This window comes from Streptomyces sp. NPDC090106 (genome assembly GCF_044747265.1).
Taxonomy (GTDB): Bacteria; Actinomycetota; Actinomycetes; order Streptomycetales; family Streptomycetaceae; genus Streptomyces.
On record NZ_JBIVDS010000001.1, the window covers coordinates 1,176,831 to 1,199,556 of the forward strand.

Annotated in this window: 19 protein-coding genes; 8 read left to right on the forward strand and 11 right to left on the reverse strand. The window is 71.9% G+C overall.

Annotated elements, in window-relative coordinates:
* Positions 1-205: 205 nt before the first annotated feature.
* The 3 genes from ACIPSE_RS05265 to ACIPSE_RS05275 all read right to left on the reverse strand — a co-directional run bounded on the left by ACIPSE_RS05265 (position 206) and on the right by ACIPSE_RS05275 (position 2,577).
* Positions 206-799 (reverse strand): FMN reductase, encoded by a 594-nt coding sequence (locus ACIPSE_RS05265; RefSeq protein ID WP_401657541.1) that lies wholly within the window; start codon positions 797-799, stop codon positions 206-208.
* Positions 796-1,884, reverse strand: a complete 1,089-nt coding sequence (locus ACIPSE_RS05270) for an LLM class flavin-dependent oxidoreductase (protein ID WP_401657543.1) — start codon at positions 1,882-1,884, stop codon at positions 796-798. Before ACIPSE_RS05270 ends, ACIPSE_RS05265 begins: the two co-directional genes overlap by 4 nt.
* A gap of 231 nt (positions 1,885-2,115) precedes the next feature.
* Positions 2,116-2,577, reverse strand: a complete 462-nt coding sequence (locus ACIPSE_RS05275) for a hypothetical protein (protein ID WP_401657545.1) — start codon at positions 2,575-2,577, stop codon at positions 2,116-2,118.
* 78 nt (positions 2,578-2,655) lie between these two features.
* Here ACIPSE_RS05275 and ACIPSE_RS05280 point away from each other — a divergent pair, with 78 nt between their 5' ends.
* The 3 genes from ACIPSE_RS05280 (at position 2,656) to ACIPSE_RS05290 (ending at position 5,217) form a co-directional block, all read left to right on the forward strand.
* Positions 2,656-2,991, forward strand: coding sequence for a YnfA family protein (locus ACIPSE_RS05280; RefSeq protein ID WP_401657547.1), 336 nt, complete (start codon positions 2,656-2,658; stop codon positions 2,989-2,991).
* 172 nt (positions 2,992-3,163) lie between these two features.
* A complete protein-coding gene (locus ACIPSE_RS05285; RefSeq protein WP_401657549.1) occupies positions 3,164-3,931 on the forward strand; it encodes an SDR family NAD(P)-dependent oxidoreductase in 768 nt (255 codons plus the stop codon).
* A gap of 29 nt (positions 3,932-3,960) precedes the next feature.
* Positions 3,961-5,217: a tyrosine-protein phosphatase gene (locus tag ACIPSE_RS05290; RefSeq protein ID WP_401657551.1), complete on the forward strand. Its 1,257-nt coding sequence runs from the start codon at positions 3,961-3,963 to the stop codon at positions 5,215-5,217.
* A gap of 272 nt (positions 5,218-5,489) precedes the next feature.
* Here the strand turns inward: ACIPSE_RS05290 and ACIPSE_RS05295 are convergent, their stop codons facing one another.
* Positions 5,490-6,683: an RtcB family protein gene (locus ACIPSE_RS05295; protein WP_401657553.1), complete on the reverse strand. Its 1,194-nt coding sequence runs from the start codon at positions 6,681-6,683 to the stop codon at positions 5,490-5,492.
* A gap of 176 nt (positions 6,684-6,859) precedes the next feature.
* Here ACIPSE_RS05295 and ACIPSE_RS05300 point away from each other — a divergent pair, with 176 nt between their 5' ends.
* The 3 genes from ACIPSE_RS05300 to ACIPSE_RS05310 all read left to right on the forward strand — a co-directional run bounded on the left by ACIPSE_RS05300 (position 6,860) and on the right by ACIPSE_RS05310 (position 9,998).
* Entirely contained in the window at positions 6,860-7,663 is an 804-nt protein-coding gene (locus tag ACIPSE_RS05300; RefSeq protein ID WP_401657555.1) for a DUF3558 domain-containing protein, read from the forward strand.
* 166 nt (positions 7,664-7,829) lie between these two features.
* On the forward strand, positions 7,830-8,627 hold the full coding sequence (locus ACIPSE_RS05305) for a DUF3558 family protein (RefSeq protein ID WP_401657557.1): 798 nt from the start codon (positions 7,830-7,832) through the stop codon (positions 8,625-8,627).
* A gap of 81 nt (positions 8,628-8,708) precedes the next feature.
* On the forward strand, positions 8,709-9,998 hold the full coding sequence (locus tag ACIPSE_RS05310) for a DUF2637 domain-containing protein (RefSeq protein WP_401657559.1): 1,290 nt from the start codon (positions 8,709-8,711) through the stop codon (positions 9,996-9,998).
* Positions 9,999-10,072: 74 nt separating this feature from the next.
* Here the strand turns inward: ACIPSE_RS05310 and lysS are convergent, their stop codons facing one another.
* On the reverse strand, positions 10,073-11,863 hold the full coding sequence (lysS, locus tag ACIPSE_RS05315) for a lysine--tRNA ligase (protein WP_401657561.1): 1,791 nt from the start codon (positions 11,861-11,863) through the stop codon (positions 10,073-10,075).
* Between the two features lie 536 nt (positions 11,864-12,399).
* Here lysS and argS point away from each other — a divergent pair.
* Positions 12,400-14,160, forward strand: coding sequence for an arginine--tRNA ligase (argS, locus tag ACIPSE_RS05320; RefSeq protein ID WP_401657563.1), 1,761 nt, complete (start codon positions 12,400-12,402; stop codon positions 14,158-14,160).
* On the opposite strand, the gene ACIPSE_RS05325 is transcribed toward argS, so the two are convergent.
* On the reverse strand, positions 14,138-14,944 hold the full coding sequence (locus ACIPSE_RS05325) for a hypothetical protein (RefSeq protein ID WP_401657565.1): 807 nt from the start codon (positions 14,942-14,944) through the stop codon (positions 14,138-14,140). The genes argS and ACIPSE_RS05325 overlap by 23 nt on opposite strands.
* Positions 14,945-15,111: 167 nt before the next feature.
* Here ACIPSE_RS05325 and ACIPSE_RS05330 point away from each other — a divergent pair, with 167 nt between their 5' ends.
* The gene (locus ACIPSE_RS05330) at positions 15,112-15,912 is read left to right on the forward strand and encodes a DUF4253 domain-containing protein (RefSeq protein WP_401657567.1); all 801 of its coding nucleotides are present in this window, start codon (positions 15,112-15,114) and stop codon (positions 15,910-15,912) included.
* A gap of 435 nt (positions 15,913-16,347) precedes the next feature.
* On the opposite strand, the gene hemB is transcribed toward ACIPSE_RS05330, so the two are convergent.
* From hemB to ACIPSE_RS05355, 5 genes are all read right to left on the reverse strand, one after another.
* The gene (gene hemB, locus ACIPSE_RS05335; RefSeq protein WP_401657569.1) at positions 16,348-17,352 is read right to left on the reverse strand and encodes a porphobilinogen synthase; all 1,005 of its coding nucleotides are present in this window, start codon (positions 17,350-17,352) and stop codon (positions 16,348-16,350) included.
* A gap of 128 nt (positions 17,353-17,480) precedes the next feature.
* Positions 17,481-19,190: a uroporphyrinogen-III synthase gene (locus tag ACIPSE_RS05340; protein ID WP_401657571.1), complete on the reverse strand. Its 1,710-nt coding sequence runs from the start codon at positions 19,188-19,190 to the stop codon at positions 17,481-17,483.
* Positions 19,187-20,146 carry a hydroxymethylbilane synthase gene (gene hemC / locus ACIPSE_RS05345; protein WP_401657573.1) on the reverse strand — a complete coding sequence of 320 codons (960 nt, stop codon included), beginning with the start codon at positions 20,144-20,146 and terminating at the stop codon, positions 19,187-19,189. Before hemC ends, ACIPSE_RS05340 begins: the two co-directional genes overlap by 4 nt.
* Positions 20,143-21,840: a glutamyl-tRNA reductase gene (locus tag ACIPSE_RS05350; RefSeq protein WP_401657575.1), complete on the reverse strand. Its 1,698-nt coding sequence runs from the start codon at positions 21,838-21,840 to the stop codon at positions 20,143-20,145. Before ACIPSE_RS05350 ends, hemC begins: the two co-directional genes overlap by 4 nt.
* Positions 21,837-22,601: a redox-sensing transcriptional repressor Rex gene (locus ACIPSE_RS05355; protein ID WP_401657577.1), complete on the reverse strand. Its 765-nt coding sequence runs from the start codon at positions 22,599-22,601 to the stop codon at positions 21,837-21,839. The genes ACIPSE_RS05350 and ACIPSE_RS05355 overlap by 4 nt, the downstream gene beginning before the upstream one ends.
* Between the last annotated feature and the right edge of the window lie 125 nt (positions 22,602-22,726).

The following is a 22,726-nucleotide window of genomic DNA, read 5'->3' on the forward strand; positions in this document are numbered from 1 at the left end:
TTACTCGCCTCTCACCCGCTCGGAGGCGAGGACGGGGACGATACGGCGCGGGGTCTGCGAGGCGGCGCAGCCGCGAGCCGTCCCAGGCGACGAGGGACGAGGCGGCGCAGCCGCGAGCCGTCCAGGGGCGCGGGGAACTGCGCGACCAGCCCCCACCGCCCCGCACCCGGCAACGAACCCCGCCCCACCCCGCCCTACGTCCCGCTCACCCAGCGGAGCGCAACGCAGCCAGCTGCTCCTCGAACGGCACGACCCGCTCCTCCTCCGTCGCCGGACGAGGAACCCCGGCCAGCCCGCGCATCAGCGCGGCCAGCTCACCGCCGGCCCGCTCGACCCGCGCCTCCAGCCCCTCCGCGCCCCAGTCCTCGGACGCGGCGTACACCCCGGTGGGCACCACGACGGCCTTGAGGTAGGCGAACAGGGGGCGCAGCGCGTGCTCCAGCACGAGCGAGTGCCGGGCCGTCCCGCCGGTCGCGGCGACCAGCACCGGTTTCCCGGCCAGCGCGTCCGGCTCCAGCACGTCGAAGAACGACTTGAACAGCCCGCTGTAGGAGGCGGAGAACACCGGCGTGACGACGATCAGCCCGTCGGCCCCGGCCACCGCGTCGAGCGCGGCGCCCAGCCGCTTGCCCGCGAACCCGTTGGTGAAGTTGTGGGCGATCTCCACGGCGAGGTCGCGCAGCTCGACGACCTCCACCTCGGACGGCACCTGCCGCCCCACCGCCGCGGCCAGCCGGTCACCCAGCAGCCGCGTGGACGACGGGACGCTCAGCCCCGCCGACACGACGACGAGCTTCACGCGGATCCCTCCTTGCGCTGGCCGGCGAGCAGGGACGCGTGGGTGGGGGCCTCCGGCACGGTGGCCGGGCGGCCGTTCGCGAACTCCTTGCGCAGCACCGGCACGACCTCCTCGCCGAGCAGGTCGAGCTGTTCCAGGACGGTCTTCAGCGGCAGTCCGGCGTGGTCCAGCAGGAAGAGCTGGCGCTGGTAGTCACCGGCGTACTCGCGGAAGGCGAGCGTCTTCTCGATGACCTGCTCGGGGGAGCCGACGGTCAGCGGGGTCTGCTCGGTGAACTCCTCCAGCGTGGGCCCGTGGCCGTAGACCGGGGCGACGTCGAAGTAGGGCCGGAACTCGCGCACGGCGTCCTGCGAGTTCTTGCGCATGAACACCTGGCCGCCGAGGCCGACGATCGCCTGCTCCTCCGTGCCGTGCCCGTAGTGGGCGTACCGGGACCGGTACAGCTCGACCATCCGCTTGGTGTGGTCGGCGGGCCAGAAGATGTTGTTGTGGAAGAACCCGTCGCCGTAGTAGGCCGCCTGCTCGGCGATCTCGGGCGAGCGGATCGACCCGTGCCAGACGAACGGCGCCACTCCGTCCAGCGGACGCGGGGTGGACGTGAAGCCCTGGAGCGGGGTGCGGAACTTGCCCTCCCAGGTCACGACGTCCTCGCGCCACAGCCGGCGCAGCAGGGCGTAGTTCTCGATGGCGAGGTTGATGCCCTCGCGGATGTCCTTCCCGAACCACGGGTAGACGGGCCCGGTGTTGCCGCGCCCCATCATGAGGTCCACCCGGCCGTCGGCCAGGTGCTGGAGCATCGCGAAGTCCTCGGCGATCTTCACCGGGTCGTTGGTGGTGATGAGGGTGGTCGACGTGGACAGGACCAGCCGTTCCGTCTGCGCGGCGATGTAGCCGAGCATGGTCGTCGGCGACGACGGCACGAACGGCGGGTTGTGGTGCTCGCCGGTGGCGAAGACGTCGAGCCCGACCTCTTCCGCCTTGAGCGCGATCGCCACCATGGCCTTGATCCGCTCGCGCTCGGTCGGCGTCCGTCCCGTGGTCGGATCCGGAGTGACGTCTCCGACGCTGAAGATCCCGAACTGCATGGCCGCTCACCCTCCAGGTTGTTGATTCTTCAACTATACCCGCAGAACGACGAGCCCTCGCCACGTATTCCGGAACCCACGACGGAACCCCCGACGGAACCCCGAAGGACCCACGACGGACCCACGACGGACCCACCACGGGGCCACCCCGGACCCACCACGGGGCCCGGCGGAACTCCGGCAGAACCCGGGACCGCCCGGAGCCGTCCGAAGCCGCCCGGTCCCGGACGGTCAGAAGTAGTACGAGTCCCCCGTGTCCAGCACCAGCACCCGCTGCCGGTCGTTGAACCGGTTCCGGTCGACCGCCCCGCTGCTCCACACCGTGTCGATCTCCAGCAGCACCTCCGACGGCTCCCCGAGCAGCCGCGCCTTGAGCGCGATCCGCTCCCCCACCTCGTCCGCCGCCAGCGCCCCCACCCGGCACAGCACCACCCGCGCCCCCGCCCGCGCGCACCCGCCCGGCAGCACCTGCCGGATCGCGAGCGGCTCCGACCAGCGCAGCCGCACGGTCGCGTCCGGCACCGCCGACGGCCCGTGGTTGCGCGGCGTGAACCGCACGTCGACGATCCCGCCCGCCATCGCGGCGGCCCCGTGATAGGCGAGATCGGCCTCCGGGACCTCCGCCGCCCCGGCCCCGGTCACCCCCAGCACGCCCAGCACACCCGCGAGACAAGCCGCACCCAGTACCCGCATCCGCCCGTTCCTCCGCTCCGCCTGCCGGTCAGTACGGCGCATGTATCCCACGCCCCCCGATGTGCGAACCTGCTCGGCATGTCCGTCCTCCGCTCAGCCGCCCTGTTCGTCGTCGCCGCCCTGTTCGAGATCGGCGGCGCCTGGCTGGTCTGGCAGGGCGTACGGGAACACCGGGGCTGGCTGTGGATCACCGGCGGCGTCCTCGCCCTGGGCGCGTACGGCTTCGTGGCCACCTTCCAGCCGGACGCCCACTTCGGCCGCATCCTCGCGGCGTACGGCGGCATCTTCGTGGCGGGGTCGATCCTCTGGGGCATGGCCGCGGACGGCTACCGCCCGGACCGCTACGACGTGACGGGCGCCCTGATCTGCCTGGCCGGCATGGCGGTGATCATGTACGCGCCGCGCGGCAACTGACGTACCGGCCACGCGGCAGGCCCCCCGCGGACCCCGCCAGACGCCCCTAGCACCCGCGTACCGGCCCGGGCGGGCTCGCGATCCGGACGCCCAGGGGACCGTCCGCCCGCCCCGCCTATCCTGGGCAGCAGCCAGCCGTCCGTTCACCCGCACGTCCGCACGAGGAGCACCCATGGCCCCCGCCGCACCGTCCCGCATCGCCGTCGTCACCGGTGCGAGCAGCGGAATCGGCGCCGCGACGGCCCGCGGGCTCGCCGCCGCCGGCTACCGCGTCGTCCTCACGGCCCGCCGCGAGGACCGTATCGAGGCGCTCGCCAAGGAGATCAACGAGGCCGGTCACCAGGCGACGGCCTACCAGCTCGACGTGACGGACCGCGCCGCGGTCGACGAGTTCGCGACGGCCTTCGGCGCGATCGGCGTCCTCGTCAACAACGCGGGCGGCGCCCTCGGCGCGGACCCGGTGGCCACCGGCGACCCGGCCGACTGGCGCACGATGTACGAGACGAACGTCATCGGCACCCTGAACCTCACCCAGGCGCTGCTCCCCAAGCTCGTCGCGAGCGGCGACGGCACGGTCGTGGTCGTCTCCTCCACCGCGGGGCACGGCACCTACGAGGGCGGCGCGGGCTATGTCGCCGCCAAGCACGGCGCCCACGTCCTCGCCGAGACGCTCCGCCTGGAGATCGTCGGCCAGCCGGTCCGTGTCATCGAGATCGCCCCCGGCATGGTCAAGACGGACGAGTTCGCCCTGACCCGGTTCGGCGGCGACGAGTCGAAGGCGGCGAAGGTCTACCAGGGCGTGGCCGAGCCCCTGACCGCCGACGACGTCGCCGAGACGATCACCTGGGCCGTCACCCGCCCCAGCCACGTCAACGTCGACCTGCTGGTCCTGCGCCCCCGTGCGCAGGCGTCCAACACCAAGGTGCACCGCGACCTGTGAGCCGCGGCGGGACCGTAGGGTCACCCGGTGTGGACAGACATCTGACCTTCGACGGCCTGCACAACTTCCGTGACCTGGGCGGCTATCCGACGGCGGACGGCCGCCGGGTCCGCCCCGGCCTGCTGTACCGCTCGGACTCCCTGGGCAGGCTGGACGAGGGCACGGCCGACTGGTCCCGCTTCCTGTCGCTGGGCATCGGCACGGTGATCGACCTGCGCTACCCGGCGGAGATCGCGAAGTGGGGCCGGATCCCGGCGGCCGGCTCCTTCACCTACACGAACCTCAGCGTCGAGCACCGCCCCTACCACCAGGCCGGGTTGAGCCCGGACACGGACCCGGTGCCGTATCTCGCCGACCGCTACATGGAGGTGGCGCAGGACGGCACGGAGGAACTGCGCGAGGCCCTGGAACTGGTGTCCTCGGCGACCGCTCCCCTGGTCTTCCACTGCGCGTCCGGCAAGGACCGCACCGGCCAACTGGCGGCCCTGATCCTGTCGTTGCTCGGCGTCGACGAGCCGACGATCGCCGAGGACTTCAGCCTGACCGAACTCGCCACCGCGTCCCTCCTCGCCGACTGGACACGCCGCAACGACGGCCGCGCCCCGGACTGGCCCGCCTTCGGCCGCGCCCCGGCGGGCGCGATGCGCGCGTTCCTCACGCTCCTGAAATCCCGGTACGGCTCGGTCGACGCGTACGTGCGCGACGCCCTCGGCCTGGACCCCGAGGCCCTCGCCGCCACCCTGCGCGAACGCCTCCTGGAACCCTCCCCCGCGACCTGGCCGCCCCTGACGTACCGCGAGGCGACCCCCGAGGACGCCCCCGCCCTGGTCCGGCTCCGCGACTCCGGCGCCCTGTGGATGCTGGCGCGGGGGATCGACCAGTGGAAGCCGGGCGAGAAGACGGAGGCCCACTTCGTCCGCCGGGTGCAGGAGGGCGAGGTGTGGCTGGCCCACGCCGGGGACACCCTGGCCGGCGCCTACGAACTCTGGTGGAGCGACGAGGCGGCCTGGGGCCCCCGTCCCCCCGAGGCCGCCTACATCCACCGCCTCATGACCACCCCGCACCTGTCCCCGCCCGGCACCGGCGCGTCCCTCCTGACCCACGCCGAGTCCCGCACCAGAGCCGCCACCCGCCCCTACACCCGCCTGGACTGCCTCTCCACCAACCCCCGCCTGCGCGCGTACTACGAGTCCGCCGGCTACCGGGCCGTCGGCGAACAGCCCGCGAAACGGGACGGCTCGGGCAGCCCGTACGCGGTGACGCTCATGGAGAAGCGGCTGGACTAGCCCGGAGGAGCGAACGACATCGATCGCGGCCGTCCGGGCCAAGGGGCGGGCCGGAAGGGCAAGTTGACCGTCGATCTCCACGCCCACGACATCGACATCGACATCCTGCGCCGGTTCCAGAAACTGACGCCGTACTACAGCAACATCGCCGAGCGCACCCGGTCCACGAACTTCGCCGAGGCACATACCTCTGCCGTCTGGAGCCTGTGTTCCGTCGAGCGATCCGGTCGAGGGTTGACCGTGAGGGACCCGAGGCCGCCGGGTCCCTCACATCAGCCCTTCACACAGACGAACTGCTTCAGCTTCGCCACGACCTCCACCAGGTCCCGCTGCTGGTCCATCACCTGCTCGATCGGCTTGTAGGCGCCCGGGATCTCGTCCACGACACCGGAGTCCTTGCGGCACTCCACGCCCCGCGTCTGCTCCTCCAGATCCCGTACCGAGAAGCGCCGCTTGGCCGCGTTACGGCTCATCCGCCGACCCGCGCCGTGCGACGCCGAGTTGAAGGCCTTCTCGTTGCCGAGACCCTTCACGATGTACGAACTGGTGCCCATGGAACCGGGAATGATCCCGTACTCGCCGGAGCCCGCGCGGATCGCGCCCTTGCGGGTGACCAGCAGGTCCATGCCTTCGTACCGCTCCTCGGCGACGTAGTTGTGATGGCAGGAGATCTCCGGCTCGAAGGTCGGCCTCGCCTTCTTGAACTCCTTGCGGATCACGTCCTTGAGGAGCGCCATCATGATCGTGCGGTTGTACTTCGCGTATTCCTGCGCCCAGAACAGGTCGTTGCGGTACGCCGCCATCTGCGGGGTGTCCGCGATGAAGACGGCGAGGTCACGGTCGACCAGGCCCTGGTTGTGCGAAAGCTTCTGCGCGACACCGATGTGATGCTCGGCCAGCTCCTTGCCGATGTTCCGGGATCCGGAGTGCAGCGTGAGCCACACAACACCCGCCTCATCGAGCAGGAGTTCGATGTAGTGGTTGCCGCTGCCGAGCGTCCCCATTTGCTTTCCGGCACGCTCGTGGCGGAACTTCACCGCCTCCGCGACCCCGTCGAACCGCCCCCAGAAATCGTCCCAGCCACCGGTGGGCAGGCCGTGGAAGCGGCCCGGGTCGACCGGGTCGTCGTGCATGCCCCGGCCCACCGGAATCGCCTGCTCCACCTTCGAGCGCAGCCGGGACAGGTCGCCGGGAAGGTCGTTGGCCGTCAGGGACGTCCGGACGGCCGACATGCCGCAGCCGATGTCCACACCCACCGCCGCCGGGCAGACCGCACCGCGCATGGCGATGACGGACCCGACGGTCGCGCCCTTGCCGTAGTGCACGTCCGGCATGACCGCCAGCCCTTTGATCCAGGGCAGGGTGGCCACGTTCCTCAGCTGCTGGAGCGCGCCCTCCTCGACGCTCGCCGGGTCGGCCCACATCCGGATCGGAACCTTCGCGCCCGGCATCTCCACGTACGACATGGCAATCCTCATTCCCCCGCTGGACCACTGAATTCGCAAATCGCAAAAACCATCGCCAAGGTCAACGAAAGGGACGACGGACCGGCGTTTACGGCTGTGCGTGCGATACACATTGAACCCAGGGACCACCCCTGATCGGCAAGGCAATAAACAGCAGCGCAGGAGAGGAGCCGACCGTGCAGCGGAAGGCGTATGTACCCGGCGTCGCGGCGCTCCTGGTGGCGCTCGCGGCCGGCTGCACGAGCGGCACGGACGACGCGGGCGGCACGGACAACAGCAACCCCGGCGACGCGGGCACCGCCTCCGCCGTGGCCGAACCCGGCAAGTACCGCACGCTCCCGGAGCCCTGCGCCGCCGTCGGCCAGTCCACGCTGGACTCCCTCCTGCCCGGCATCCCGCAGATCGCGAACGAGACGCAGCGCGCGAAGGCGTACGAGGGCGAGCCGACGGTGACGTTCGACACGGACCGCAAGGTCGGCTGCCAGTGGAAGGTGGAGTCCGCGGACGCCACCGACCACCTCCTCGTCGACCTCGAACGGGTCGTGTCCTACGACAACACCGTCAGCGACGCCACCCGGGCGGAGAGCCTGTTCAGCGAGAAGCAGACGGCCGCCGACCTCCCCGAGCCGACCGTGTCGGAGTCCGCGACCTCCGACGCGAGCGAGAGCCCCTCGGCCACCCCCAGCGCGTCCGCCTCCGCGTCGGCGTCCGTGTCCGCCTCCCCCAGCGCCACCCCGACCGGCCTCCAGCCGCGCACCCTGGACGATCTGGGCGACCAGGCGTTCCTGAACGACGTGCTCGCGGCGTCCGGTTCGACGGCCCGCCAGCGCACCGTGACTGTGGCGTTCCGCACGTCCAACGTGATCGTGACGATCGAGTACGAGGAGCAGCCGGCGACCGTCGGCACGGTGCCGGACAGCGAGGAAATGCAGGACAGGGCAAGGAAACTGGCCTCCGAACTGGCCGACGCGCTGACGTGACGGGGCCCTTGTGCGGGTCTCTCCCGTCCCCGTGAACCAGAACCGCACAGCTTCCTCACCGCGTACCGTGACCCCTCGGACCCGATCCGACCGCAGGAGCACGAGCAGCGTGAAGAGCGAAGGAACCATGCAGCGAGCAGCACAGCGAGACCACCGAGCCCAGCGAATGAACCGTGTCCTTGCGGGCGCGGTCGCCGTCCCCGTGATCCTGCTGGCAGCCGGCTGTTCCTCGGACTCCGGCTCGGACGGCGCGAGCGGCGACAGCTCCGGCTCGGGGTCGGCCGCCAGCCCTTCCGCGAGCGCGTCGCCGACCGTCCAGGCCGCCGCGTTCAACTCGCTGCCGGACGCCTGCGACACCGTGACCAAGGACACTCTGGCCGATCTCGTACCGAAGGCGTCGAAGTCCGGCAAGCAGGGTTCTTCGGACGACGTGGCGACGCGCGGCAGTTGCTCCTGGTCGAGCCTCGACAACAACGGCGTCAAGGGCTCGCAGTTCCGCTGGCTGAACATCTCGCTGCTCCGCTTCGACTCGGACGCCACCCGCGGCGAGGGCGACAAGCTGGCGCAGGACTACTTCGACAAGCAGGTCCAGGACGCCCAGGCGGTGGAGGGCGCGAAGGACTCCAAGACGGAACCGGTGACCGGTACGGGCGACCAGGCGTCCCTGGTGCGTTACGACTTGAAGAAGAAAGAGGGCTCCTTCAAGCAGCAGACCCTCGTCACCCGGGTCGAGAACGTCGTCGTGACGATCGACTACAACGGCGCGGGCCTCGCAGGTGAGAAGAGCCCGAGCGTCGACACCCTCGTCAAGCTGGTGAAGTCCGCCGCGAAGGAGGCGGTGGCATCGGTGACGAAGGCGAACGCGGGCGGCTCCGGTTCGGCGAGCCCGGCCCCCTCCAAGTCGTCCGCGCCGTCCGCTTCGGCGTCCGCTTCCGCGTCCAAGTCGGCTGCGCAGAAGAGCTGACGGACCCCACCGGCAACGCGTGCGCCGCACACATGTGCCACTCTGTTGCGCGCAACAACACGCAAGGGGAGGGGAGCAAGAGTGGCCGCGCCAGTTCAGTTGACCCGGACGCACCGGATTCTCATCGGCGTGGTCGTGTTCGGCGCCGTGATCATCGCCGGTATCGGCTTCGCCGGGTCGTACGCGGCGGTCCGTGAACTCGCCATCAAAAAGGGCTTCGGGAACTTCAGTTACGTCTTCCCGATCGGTATCGACGCGGGCATCTGTGTGCTGCTCGCGCTGGACCTCCTGCTGACCTGGATCCGGATCCCCTTCCCGCTGCTGCGCCAGACGGCGTGGCTGCTGACGGCCGCCACGATCGCCTTCAACGGCGCGGCGGCCTGGCCGGACCCGCTCGGCGTGGGCATGCACGCGGTGATCCCGATCCTGTTCGTGGTCGCCGTCGAGGCAGCCCGGCACGCGATCGGGCGGATCGCGGACATCACGGCCGACAAGCACATGGAGGGCGTCCGGCTCACCCGCTGGCTGCTCTCCCCCGTCCCCACCTTCCTCCTCTGGCGCCGGATGAAGCTGTGGGAGCTGCGCTCCTACGAGCAGGTCATCAAGCTGGAGCAGGACCGCCTCATCTACCAGGCCCGCCTGCACTCCCGCTTCGGCCGCGCCTGGCGCCGCAAGGCCCCGGTGGAGTCCCTGATGCCGCTGCGCCTGGCCCGCTACGGCGTGCCCCTCGCGGAGACGGCCCCGGCGGGCCTCGCCGCCGCCGGCATCGAACCGGCGCTGCTGCCCCCGTCCCCGCCCCGCGCGGAGGTCGAGGCACCGGTGGCGCTCCCGGCCGTCGAGGCCGCGCCCCTCCCGCGCCAGACGACCGAGGAGCCCCGGCCGCAGCAGCAGCCCCAGGCCCAGCAGGCGCCGGACCCGGAGCAGGAGGACCAGAGCCCCTGGTTCAACGACCCCCGGCAGATCGACTACCAGGGCGGCTACGACCCCTCCTACGACCCGCAGCAGCAGTACGAGCAGTGGTACCAGGAGCAGCTCCAGGCGGAGCAGTACGCCCAGCAGTACACGCAGCAGTACGAGGAGCCGTACCAGGAGTCGCCGTCGGAGGAGACGGGCAGCTTCCCGATCCCGGTGAGCCCCGGCCGTACCCGTGAGCTCGGTGAGGGCGGCGGCAACCCGGAGCCGGACGAAGAGGCGTACTACCAGGTCTTCAAGAAGTCGATAAGCGGCAGCGGTTACCCGACGCCGCGCGAGTTCGGCGAGAACTCGGAGGCCGAGTTCAGCATCCAGCTCGCGCCGGACGAGGCCAAGCGCATGGTCAACCGCTTCACGAACCGCTACAACGCGGAGCTGGAGGAGGACCACATCGCGTAACCCGGTCCATCCGGTACGACGATGGGGGCGCCCGGCGGATGCCGGGCGCCCCCATCGTCGTGAACCCTGGTCGCCTACTCGCCGAGCAGGACCCGCACCCGCTCCTGCCCCACCGCAAGCAGCAGCGTGGGCAGACGCGGCCCGGTGTCCCGGCTGACCAGCAGCCGGTACAGCAGGGCGAAGAAGGTCCGCTGAGCCGTCTTGATCTCGGCGGGCAGCTCCTTGGGCCCGGCGTCGGCCGAGAACCCGGCCTGCACCTTGGGCACGCCGTACACGAGGTGCGTGAGCCCGTCGAGCGACCAGTGCCCGGCGAGCCCGTCGAGGAGCAGCCGCAGCGAGTCCTGGGACTCCTTGTCGAGGGACTTCAGCAGCTCGGCGTCGGCCTCCTCGCGCACGATGGTCCGCTGGTCGGCGGGGACGTGCGTGTTGATCCAGGCCTCGGCCTTGTCGTACCGGGGCCGCGCCTGGTCGAGCGCGCCGATCGGGTCGGCCGGGTCGAGCTCGCTGAGGATGCGCAGCGCCTGGTCCTCGTGCCCGGCGGTGACGTCGGCGACGGAGGCCAGCGTCCGGTACGGCAGCGGGTGCGGGGTGCGCGGCAGCTCACCGCCGGCGGTCCGCACCGCACGGGAGTGGGCGGCGACGTCGGCGGGCAGGGCGGAGCCGTCGGCCACCTTCGCGTCGAGCTTGTCCCACTCGTCGTAGAGCCGCTGGATCTCCTGGTCGAAGGCGATCTTGAAGGACTGGTTGGGGCGGCGGCGGGCGTACAGCCAGCGCAGGATCTGCGGCTCCATGATCTGCAGCGCGTCGCCGGGGGTCGGCACCCCGCCCTTGCTGGACGACATCTTCGCCATCCCGGAGATCCCCACGAAGGCGTACATGGGTCCGATGGGCTGCTTCCCGCCGAAGATCCCGACGATCTGCCCGCCCACCTGGAAGCTGGACCCGGGCGAGGAGTGGTCGACACCGGACGGCTCGAAGACGACGCCCTCGAACGCCCAGCGCATCGGCCAGTCGACCTTCCAGACCAGCTTGCCGCGGTTGAACTCGCTGAGCCGGACGGTCTCGGCGAAGCCGCACTCGTTGCAGGTGTACGCCAGTTCGGTGGTGTCGTCGTCGTACGCGGTGACGGTGGTCAGGTCCTTCGCGCAGTTGCCGCAGAACGGCTTGTACGGGAAGTACCCGGCCGACCCGGAGGACCCGTCGTCCTCACCGGCCGCGCCGGACCCCTCGGCGGCCTCGACCTCGGCCTCGTCGAGCGGCTTCTGCGACTGCTTGGCGGGCGCCTTCTTCGTCCGGTACTGGGCGAGGATCGCGTCGATGTCGGCGCGGTGCCGCATGGCGTGCAGGATCTGCTCGCGGTAGACCCCGGCGGTGTACTGCGCGGTCTGGCTGATCCCGTCGAACTCCACGCCGAGCTCGGCGAGCGCCTCGACCATCGCGGCCTTGAAGTGCTCGGCCCAGTTCGGGTACGGCGACCCGGCGGGCGCGGGCACGGAGGTCAGCGGCTTGCCGATGTGCCGGGTGTGGCTCTCCTCCGTGACCCCGGCGATGCCCTTGGGCACCTTCCGGTACCGGTCGAAGTCGTCCCAGGAGATCAGGTGCCGCACCTCGATCCCGCGACGGCGGATCTCGTCGGCGACGAGATGCGGGGTCATGACCTCCCTGAGGTTCCCCAGGTGGATCGGCCCCGACGGCGACAGCCCGGACGCGACGACAACCGGTTTGCCCGGGGCCCGACGCTCCGACTCCTCGATGACCTCATCCGCGAAACGGGAGACCCAGTCGGTGGTCTCGGTGCTCTGAGCCACGTCGGCACGTCCTTCTTTCTGACACGGGGCAGCCGTACGGTCAACGGCCACCCCCATTCTCCCAGACCCGCCACGCGACGCAGCCGCATATTCGGCGCGCGGGCCTGTACCCGGCATACGGCTCCACGGCGTGAGCACGACCAGCCCGAGGGACCACACCCGAGGGACGGCGGCGCAGCCGCCTCCAAAGGGGCGCGAGGAACTGCGCGACCAGCCCCCACGACCCGCACCCGAGAGACGGCACCCGAGACATGGCGGCGCAGCCGCCTGCCAAGGGGCGCGGAGCCGCACCCGGCATACGGCCCCGCCGCGTGAGCACGACCAGCCCAGGGGAGGCAACCCGGCGATGGCGGCGCAGCCGCCTCTCAAGGGGGCGCGGGGAACTGCGCGACCAGCCCCCACGGCCCGCACCCGAGACATGGCGGCGCAGCCCCCACGGCCCGCACCCGGCATCGCCCGGGCCCCGCCCAGGGCCCGCACCCGGCATCATCACCCCAGGCCCCGCCCAGGGCCCGCTCCGAGAAACCCCTTTGCGCCCCCGTGGGATACTGGCCACGTCCCGAGCAACCCACGAGGAGAACGGCTCCCACCCCATGACCTCGGTCAAGCCCCTCAGCGCCACCGTCGAGCAGCAGCTCACGTCCGCGATCTCCGCCGTACTGCCGGAGGCCGACGTCGACCCCTTGCTCCGACGCAGCGACCGGGCCGACTACCAGGCCAACGGGATCCTCGCCCTCGCGAAGAAGAACAAGGCCAACCCCCGCGAGCTGGCCACGACCGTCGTCGCCGGGATCACCACCGGTGAGGTGATCGAGGACATCGAGGTCTCCGGCCCCGGCTTCCTGAACATCACCCTCACCGACCGCGCGATCACCGAGAACCTCGCCGCCCGGTACGAGGACGGCGACCGCCTCGGCGTGCCCACGAAGGCCGACCCGGGCCTCACGGTCATCGACTACGCCCAGCCGAACGTGGCGAAGGAGATGCACGTGGGCCATCTCCGCTCGGCGGTCATCGGCGACGCCCTGCGCGGGATGCTGGACTTCACCGGTGAGCGGACGATCGGCCGCCACCACATCGGCGACTGGGGAACCCAGTTCGGCATGCTCATCCAGTACCTGATCGAGAACCCGGACGAACTGTCCGCGGAGACCGACACGGACGGCGAGCAGGCCATGTCGAACCTGAACCGGGTCTACAAGGCGTCGCGCGCGGTCTTCGACGCGGACGAGGAGTTCAAGGAGCGGGCCCGCAAGCGGGTGGTCGCCCTCCAGTCCGGCGACAAGGAGACCCTGGACCTGTGGCAGCGGTTCGTCGACGAGTCGAAGGTCTACTTCTACTCGGTCTTCGAGAAGCTGGACATGGAGATCCGGGACGACGAGATCGTCGGCGAGTCGGCGTACAACGACGGCATGCCCGAGACGGCCCGCCTCCTGGAGGAGATGGGCGTAGCGGAGGAGTCCAAGGGCGCGCTCGTCGTCTTCTTCGACGAGATCCGCGGCAAGGACGACGAGAGGGTCCCGCTGATCGTGCGGAAGGCGGACGGCGGCTTCGGCTACGCGGCCTCCGACCTGACGGCGATCCGCGACAGGGTCCAGGACCTGAATGCCACGTCCCTGATCTATGTCGTGGACGTACGTCAGTCCCTGCACTTCAAGATGGTCTTCGAGACGGCCCGCCGCGCCGGCTGGCTGACCGACGAGGTCACCGCGCACAACATGGGCTACGGCACCGTGCTGGGCGCGGACGGCAAGCCGTTCAAGACGCGTGAGGGCGAGACGGTCAAGCTGGAGGACCTGCTCGACGAGGCGGTGGAGCGCGCCACGGCGGTGGTCCGCGAGAAGGCCGAGAAGGTGGGCCTGACCGAGGAGGAGATCACCGAGAACGGCCGCTACGTCGGTATCGGCGCGGTCAAGTACGCGGACCTGTCGACCTCGGCGAACCGGGACTACAAGTTCGACCTGGACCAGATGGTCTCGCTGAACGGCGACACGTCCGTCTACCTCCAGTACGCCTACGCCCGTATCAGGTCGATCCTGCGCAAGGCGGAGGGCGCGGGCCCGGTCGCCCACCCGGAGCTGGAACTGGCCCCGGCCGAGCGGACGCTGGGTCTGCACCTGGACACGTTCGGGGACACGGTCTTCGAGGCGGCGGCCGAGTACGCCCCGCACAAGCTGGCCGCGTACCTGTACCAACTGGCGTCCCTGTTCACGACGTTCTACGACCAGTGCCCGGTCCTGAAGGCGGACACGGAGGAGCAGAAGGAGAACCGCCTGTTCCTCAGCGACCTGACGGCCCGCACCCTCCACCAGGGCATGGCCCTGCTGGGCATCAGGACCCCCGAGCGTCTCTGACGGACCGCCGGCGCCCCAGGACACGCACGCCCGAGTGCGGTGTCGTCTCCCGGGAGCGTCGGCGCAGGGCGTCCAGGTCCGTGCCGGGGGGCCAGCGGGTGCCGTCCTCGGTCCAGTGGATGCCCGTGAGGCGGAAGTCGGCCGGGTCGACGTCGGTGAGGTCGGCGTCGGTGAAGTCGTCGAGGGCGCCGTCGAGGACGGCGTCGGCGAGTCCGTCGGCCGAGGGCAGGCCGAGCCGGTCGGCGGCCTCGCGGGCGAGGTCCGCGGCGAGGACGGCGGCGACCGGCGCGAGGCTCAGGACCCGGGCGGGATCGCGCGCGCGGGCGGCCTCGTCGAGGACCACGACCAGTTCGGCGGCGAGATCGTGGCCGAGCGCGGCCTCGTCGAGATCGTGGGCGACGGCGCGGGTGAGGACGTTGGCCAGTTCCAGTACCTGTGCGGCGCCGGGCGGAGCCGTCGGCGGGCGCGCGGTGAAGTTCCGTGCGCGGGCGAAGCTCACGAGGACGTCCGTGTAACGCGCGTGGCAGGAGGCACCGGGCCCCGCGTCGGCGCAGACCTCGGTGAGGACGTCCAGTGACCGCCGGAGCAGTTCACCGGAGACGCAGGCGGCGATCAGCGGGTCCCGCCGGGCGGCGAGCCGCACGCGCGGGGCCACGTCACGCAGGGCACGGACGGCGCCGGTGACGGCCGTGACCTCGCGCGGCCCGTTCTCCGGGCCGGGGTACCGGGGCGGTCCGGAGGGTGTCTCCTCGTGCCGTCGGGCGAGCCTCTTGTCGACCGCCATCACGTCTCCCCCTGCCCCGTGAGCCGCCGGACCACTGCCCCGCGTGCCGTGTGAGGACCCGCTCTCAGGATCGGGACTGCCTCCTGCCCCCGCAACCACGCCAGGGCGGCTTCCGGACGCGCCCGGTGCCCGCGCCGCTGTCAGTGGCGGCCTCTACAGTCACCGGCATGGCGACACTTCCCGATCCGCTGCCCCGGCTGCACTCCCTCGGCCTCGACCTGCCCCCGGGCGAACTGGTCGGTTCCGACGGCCCGTTGCTGTGGCTCGGCTCCGACAGACCGGTGCCCGGGGCCTTCGCGAAGCTGCGGGCCGTGTCCCGCCCCGTCGGCCTGCTCCCCGTCCTCCTCGACCTGGACGCGCGGCACGGCGCCCTGGAGCACTGGGAGTCGGCGCCCGACGAGATGTCCTACCCCGGGGACCACGACCCGGAGGAGGTCCTCGCGGACTTCTGGGACGAGTGCTGCGCGGAGGAGGGCGGCGACTGGCCCGGCCTGGCCGCCCCCGCGCCGCCCGCCGGCAACTCGGACCCCGGCAGCTCGCCCGTCGGCAACTCGGACGCCGACGACCCGGACGCCGTCGCGGAACGGGTCGCCGACGAACTCCTCTCCGCCGGCGGCGCGTTGAAGGAACCCCGCCTCGCCCTGGTGCCCGCCCGCCGCTCCGCGGACATCCCGGCGGCGCTGGGCTGGCTGGGCGCGGTGAACCACGCCGACGACGCGGGCCGCCTCGGCGCGGTGCTCCGCTCCTGGGAGGACCGCTTCGGCATACGGCTGGTGGCCCTCGGCTTCGACGAGCTGGTCGTGTCGGTGGCCGTCCCGCCCGTCACCGGGGCCGAGGCACGGGCGGTCGCCGCCGAGCACTTCGCGTTCTGCCCGGACAACCTCTGGCAGGGCAGCACCCCGACCCTGGACGCCTACGCCGAGCGCCATGTGCGCGCCCAGCCGGCCTGGCACTTCTGGTGGGACTGAGCCCGAGCGGCTGACGCGTCGCGCCGGAACTCCGCGGTGCCGGACCCGACCGGGGCCCGGGGGCGTCCCGTCCGGCGTTCCAGAGAGGTGACGTCCGAGCAGGTCGCAGGGGGTGCGGGCGTTCCGGCGTCCCTGATGGGGAGCTGAGGGCTGCGCGTGGGACGGGGGCCGGACCAAGCTGTCCCCGTCCGCCGATCACGACCGCCGCGTCCCCTACCCACGAGGTCCGACCATGCGCAGCTTCCGTCATCCCCGCCTCCTGGCCGCCGCGGGCGCCGCCCTCGCGGCTCTCGCCCTCACGGCGTGCGAGGACGGGACGGGCACCAGGGACGAGGGCCCCGCGCGGTCGTCGGGCGGGCGACAGGAGCCGCCCTCACCGAGGACAGCCTCCCTCGGGACGCCCTCCCCGGCGACGCCCTCCTCCGCGGCGCGGGACTACCGTCCGCCGTCCGTGACCATCCGGGCCGCCTCGACGGCCCAGTAGGTGAGGATGTTCCGCGCCCCGGCGCGCCTGATCCCGGTCAGGGTCTCCAGGATCGCCCGCTCCCGGTCGATCCAGCCCTTCTCGGCGGCGGCCTCGACCATCGAGTACTCACCGGAGATCTGGTAGGCGGCGACGGGCACGTCCACGGCCTCCGCGACCTTCGCGAGGATGTCGAGGTAGGGTCCGGCCGGCTTCACCATCACCATGTCGGCGCCCTCCTCCAGGTCGAGGGCCAGCTCCCGCAGCGAGTCCCGCGCGTTGGCGGGGTCCTGCTGATAGGTCTTGCGGTCCCCGCGCAGGGACGAGCCGACGGCCTCCCGGAACGGCCCGTAGAACGCCGAGGCGTACTTGGCGGTGTAGGCGAGGATCGCGACGTCCTCCCGCCCGATCTGGTCGAGGGCGTCGCGGACGACCCCGATCTGCCCGTCCATCATCCCGCTGGGCCCCACGACATGGGCTCCGGCGTCGGCCTGGACCTGGGCCATCTCGGCGTACCGCTCCAGGGTGGCGTCGTTGTCGACGCGCCCCTCGGCGTCCAGGACCCCGCAGTGCCCGTGGTCGGTGGTCTCGTCCAGGCACAGGTCGGACATGACGAGGAGGTCGTCGCCGACCTCGGCCCGTACGTCCCGCAGGGCGACCTGGAGGATGCCGTCGGGGTCGGTCCCTGCGGTGCCGAGGGCGTCCTTCTTGGAGTCCTCCGGCACGCCGAAGAGCATGATCCCGGAGATCCCGGCCTCGACCGCCTCCGCGGCGGCCTTCTTCAGGCTGTCCCGCGTGTGCTGGACCACGCCCGGCATGGCGCCGATCGGCACCGGCTCGCTCACGCCCTCCCGCACGAACGCGGGCAGGATGAAGTCGGCCGGGTGCAGCCGGGTCTCGGCGACCATGCGCCGCATGACGGGGGTGGTCCGCAACCGCCGCGGCCGGGCACCGGGAAAGGATCCGTACGTCGTCATACCCCCGAGGCTACGCCCGCCCCGGGGGCACCTTTACCGACGGGAAGTCGGAGCCGCGGCCCCCGCGGAGGGGCGGGTGCGGGCGGGGATTCGAACGCCGTGAACCCCGCCGGCCCGCCCCCGGCACCTCAGGTGGTGGTACGCCGTCTGCGGGCGCCCGGTCGCCGTTCGCTCGGCCGGGTGACCGCGTCCCCGGCCTCCAGCGCGGCGGCCCGGCGCTTCATCCCGAAGTCCGCGAGCGCCTCGGCCAGCCTGTGCACGGACGGCTCGGGAGCCATCACGTCCACCCGCAGCCCGTGCTCCTCGGCGGTCTTCGCCGTGGCGGGCCCGATACAGGCGATGACGGTCACGTTGTGCGGCTTGCCGGCGATGCCGACCAGGTTCCGCACGGTGGACGAGGAGGTGAAGAGCACGGCGTCGAAGCCACCGCCCTTGATCGCCTCGCGGGTCTCCGCCGGCGGCGGCGAGGCCCGCACGGTCCGGTAGGCCGTGACGTCGTCGACCTCCCAGCCGAGCTCGATGAGCCCGGCGACCAGGGTCTCCGTGGCGATGTCGGCGCGCGGCAGGAACACCCGGTCGATCGGGTCGAAGACCGGGTCGTAGGGCGGCCAGTCCTCCAGGAGTCCGGCCGCGGACTGCTCACCGCTGGGCACCAGGTCCGGCTTCACACCGAACGCGATGAGCGCCTTGGCGGTCTGCTCGCCGACGGCCGCGACCTTGATCCCGGCGAACGCCCGCGCGTCGAGCCCGTACTCCTCGAACTTCTCCCGGACGGCCTTGACGGCGTTGACCGAGGTGAAGGCGATCCACTCGTAGCGTCCGGTGACGAGGCCCTTGACGGCACGTTCCATCTGCTGGGGCGTGCGCGGCGGCTCGACGGCGATGGTCGGCACCTCGTGCGGCACGGCGCCGTACGAGCGCAGCTGGTCGGAGAGCGAGGCCGCCTGCTCCTTGGTCCGCGGCACGAGCACCCGCCACCCGAACAGGGGCTTGGACTCGAACCAGGACAGCTGCTCGCGCTGGGCAGCGGCGGAACGCTCACCGACCACGGCTATCACCGGCCGGCCGCCCTCGGGCGAGGGCAGCACCTTGGCCTGCTTGAGGGTCTGCGCGATGGTCCCGAGGGTGGCGGTCCAGGTGCGCTGCCGGGTGGTCGTCCCGCCGACGGTGACCGTCAGCGGGGTGTCGGGCTTGCGCCCGGCGGCGACCAGCTCTCCGGCCGCGGCGCCCACGGAGTCGAGGGTGGTCGACACGACGACGGTCCCGTCGGACGCCCCCACCTCCGTCCAGCACCGGTCGGAAGCGGTCCGCGCGTCCACGAAGCGGACGTCGGCGCCCTGGGCGTCCCGCAGCGGGACACCGGCGTAGGCGGGTACGCCGACGGCGGCGGCGACACCGGGCACGACCTCGAACGGCACCCCGGCCGCGGCGCACGCCAGCATCTCCTCGGCGGCGTACGCGTCGAGCCCGGGGTCCCCGGACACCGCACGGACGACCCGCCTGCCGCCCCGCGCGGCCTCCATGACAAGATGTGCGGCATCCCTCACGGCGGGGACACCCACGGTTGCTGACGTGCCGTCAACAACCGTCAGCTGAGGCGTGCCTGTGCCCGGAACCGGATCCGCGGAGGAACCGGGATCCGTGTTCACGACGGCGACGCCGGACCGGGCGTGGACGCGTACGACGTCGAGCACCTCGTGCTCGGCGACGAGGACGTCCGCGCTCGCCAGCGCCTCCACGGCGCGCAAGGTAAGCAGCCCCGGATCTCCGGGTCCGGCACCCAGGAAGGTGACGTGCCCGTGTTCAGGACCGGCGGCAGGAAGGGCGGTGGGGCTCACTGTGCTCGCTCCCCCATCAGACCGGCCGCGCCCTGGGCAAGCATCTCGGCCGCGAGTTCACGGCCGAGCGACATTGCCTGGTCGTACGTCTCGGGCACGGGACCGGTGGTTGACAACTGCACCGTGCGAGAGCCGTCGGTGGTGCCGACGACGCCCCGCAGGCGCATTTCCTTGACAATCTGCCCGTCGGCCAGAAGGTCGGCCAGCGCGCCCACAGGTGCGCTGCAACCGGCCTCCAGGGCGGCGAGCAGTGACCGCTCGGCGGTCACGGCGGCCCGCGTGAACGGGTCGTCGAGCTCACCGAGCGCGGCGATGAGGTCCGCGTTGTCCGCGGCACACTCGATCGCGAGTGCTCCCTGGCCGGGAGCGGGCAAAACCGTGTCGACCGACAGGAAGTCGGTCACTTCGTCGATGCGGCCGATGCGGGTCAGCCCGGCGGCGGCCAGCACAACAGCATCCAACGCACCATCGCGTACGAACCCAAGCCGCGTGTCGACATTCCCGCGAATCGGTACGGTCTCGATATCAAGCCCGTGCGTCCGCGCGTACGCGTTGAGCTGGGCCATGCGCCGGGGCGAACCCGTACCGATGCGGGCCCCTCGGGGCAGATCGGTGAACTTCAGCGCGTCCCGCGCGACGACGACGTCCCGCGGGTCCTCGCGCAGCGGAATCGCGGCGAGCGCGAGCTCGTCGGGCTGCCCGGTCGGCAGGTCCTTGAGCGAGTGCACCGCGAAGTCCACCTCACCCCTGAGCAGCGCCTCGCGCAGGGCGGCGACGAACACACCCGTCCCGCCGATCTGCGCGAGCTGCTCCCTGGAGACGTCTCCGTACGTGGTGATCTCGACGAGCTCGACGGGCCGCCCGGTCACCTGGCTCACGGCGTCCGCCACCTGCCCGGACTGGGCCATGGCGAGCTTGCTCCGCCTGGTCCCGAGCCGTAGCGCCTTCTCCCTCATGCCGGCCCTCGGTCTTTCTCATTGCTGTTGCTGTCCTCGGCACGCGAGACGGCGTCCACCGTCTCCTGGTCGAGGTCGAACAGGGTCCGCAGCGCGTCCGCGTACCCGGCACCGCCGGGCTCGGCGGCGAGCTGCTTGACCCGTACGGTCGGTGCGTGCAGCAGCTTGTCGACCACGCGCCTGACGGTCTGCGTGATCTCGCTGCGGTGCTTGTCGTCGAGCCCGGGCAGCCGCCCTTCGAGGCGGGCGATCTCCAGGGCGACGACATCGGCGGCCATGGTGCGCAGCGCGACGACGGTGGGGGTGATGTGCGCGGCGCGCAGCGCGGCCCCGAAGGCGGCGACCTCGTCGGCGACGATCCGCCGGACCTGGTCCACGTCGGAGGCCATGGGCGCGTCGGCGGACGCCTCGGCGAGCGACTCGATGTCGACGAGCCGGACCCCGGGCAGCCGGTGCACGGCGGCGTCGATGTCCCGGGGCATCGCGAGGTCGAGCAGGAAGAACGTGGGCGCGGGCCCGGTGGCGACCGGTTCGGGCCGGCGCCGCTCGGGGATCCGTCCGACGGTCGCGACGGCGGCGGCGAGCGCCGCGATCGCCTCGGCCTCGTCGGCGACGAGCTGCGGGCCGGGGGCGTTGTCCACCCAGGCGGCGTGCTGCTCCAGCTCGGCGGCGCCCATCCCGGCGACCGCGGCCTCCCCGAGGACGGAGAACCCGGCGGTGGCGGGCACGGGGGACAGGTCGAGCGGACAGTTCTCGTCCCCGGACTCGCCCGGGGCCGCGGACGGCCGTACGGCCTGGGCGGCGCGGGCGGGCGCGGGGAGCAGTCCGGCGCCGGACCGCGCGCCCGGTCCCCGCTCGGCCCCCACGGCCTCGGCGACGGCGTCGACGGTCAGCACCAGTCCGGTGGCTCCCGTGCAGGACACGACGACGTCGGCACGTGTCAGCTCGTCCGACACCGATTCCATCGGTACCGCACGGGCCACCACGTCCGTGTCCGCGCCCTCGGTGAGGATCTCGGCGAGCCGCGAGGCCCGCTCGGCGGTGCGGTTGGCGATCACGATCTCGCCGACCCCGGCCCGCGCCAGCGTCGCCGCGGCCAGCGAGGACATCGAACCGGCGCCGATGACCAGCGCCTTCCTGCCGCGGGCCCACCCGGGGACGTCCGCCCCCGCGGCGAGCTGTTCGAGGCCGAAGGTCACCAGCGACTGCCCGGCCCGGTCGATGCCGGTCTCGGAGTGCGCGCGCTTGCCGACCCGCAGGGCCTGCTGGAAGAGGTCGTTCAGCAGCCGCCCGGCGGTGTGCAGCTCCTGGCCCCTGGCGAGCGAGTCCTTGATCTGGCCGAGGATCTGCCCCTCGCCGACGACCATGGAGTCGAGCCCGCAGGCCACCGAGAACAGGTGGTGCACCGCCCGGTCCTCGTAGTGGACGTACAGATAGGGGGTGAGCTCGTCGAGTCCGACCCCGCTGTGCTGGGCGAGCAGGGTGGACAGCTCGGCGACACCGGCGTGGAACTTGTCCACGTCGGCGTACAGCTCGATGCGGTTGCAGGTGGCGAGCAGCGCGGCCTCGGCGGCCGGCTCGGCGGCGACGGTGTCCTGGAGGAGCTTGACCTGCGCGTCCGTGGTCAGCGCGGCCCGCTCCAGCACGCTCACCGGAGCGCTGCGGTGGCTCAGCCCTACGACGAGGAGACTCATGCCGGCATCACGGCGGGTACGTCCCCGTCCGGGCCCTGCTCGGTGGACTCCTTGCGGGCGGCGGCCGGGCCGCGCTCGTCCGCGGCGGCGGCGCTCTCCTCACCGGCCTTGCGCTGCTCGTGGAAGGCGAGGATCTGGAGCTCGATGGAGAGGTCGACCTTGCGCACGTCCACCCCGTCCGGGACGGTCAGCACGGTCGGCGCGAAGTTCAGGATGGAGGTGACCCCGGCGGCCACGAGCCGGTCGCAGACGGGCTGGGCGGCGCCGGCGGGCGTCGCGATGACGCCGATGCTGACCCCGTTGTCCTCGATGATCTTCTCCAGATCGTCCGAGTGCTGCACGGGGATGCCGGCGACGGGCTTCCCGGCCATGGCGGGGTCGGCGTCGATGAGCGCCGCGACCCGGAAGCCGCGGGAGGCGAACCCGCCGTAGTTGGCGAGGGCGGCGCCGAGGTTGCCGATACCGACGATGACGACGGGCCAGTCCTGGGTCAGCCCCAGTTCGCGGGAGATCTGATAGACGAGGTACTCCACGTCGTACCCCACACCGCGGGTCCCGTAGGAGCCGAGGTAGGAGAAGTCCTTGCGCAGCTTCGCGGAGTTGACCCCGGCGGCGGCCGCGAGCTCCTCGGAGGAGACCGTGGGCACCGAGCGCTCCGACAGCCCGGTCAGCGCGCGGAGGTACAGCGGAAGGCGGGCGACGGTGGCCTCGGGAATCCCTCGGCTACGGGTCGCCGGTCGGTGAGTTCGGCCAGTTGCCACGGTGCTCCTGCGGGTAGAGCGGGGCTGCAGGCGGTCACACTTACCCAGACCGCCCCGTCGAAAGCAGGCTATGTCTTTGTGAACGCGTGCACAAAGATGGTGTCCGATTTGCCCGGCCAACGTGA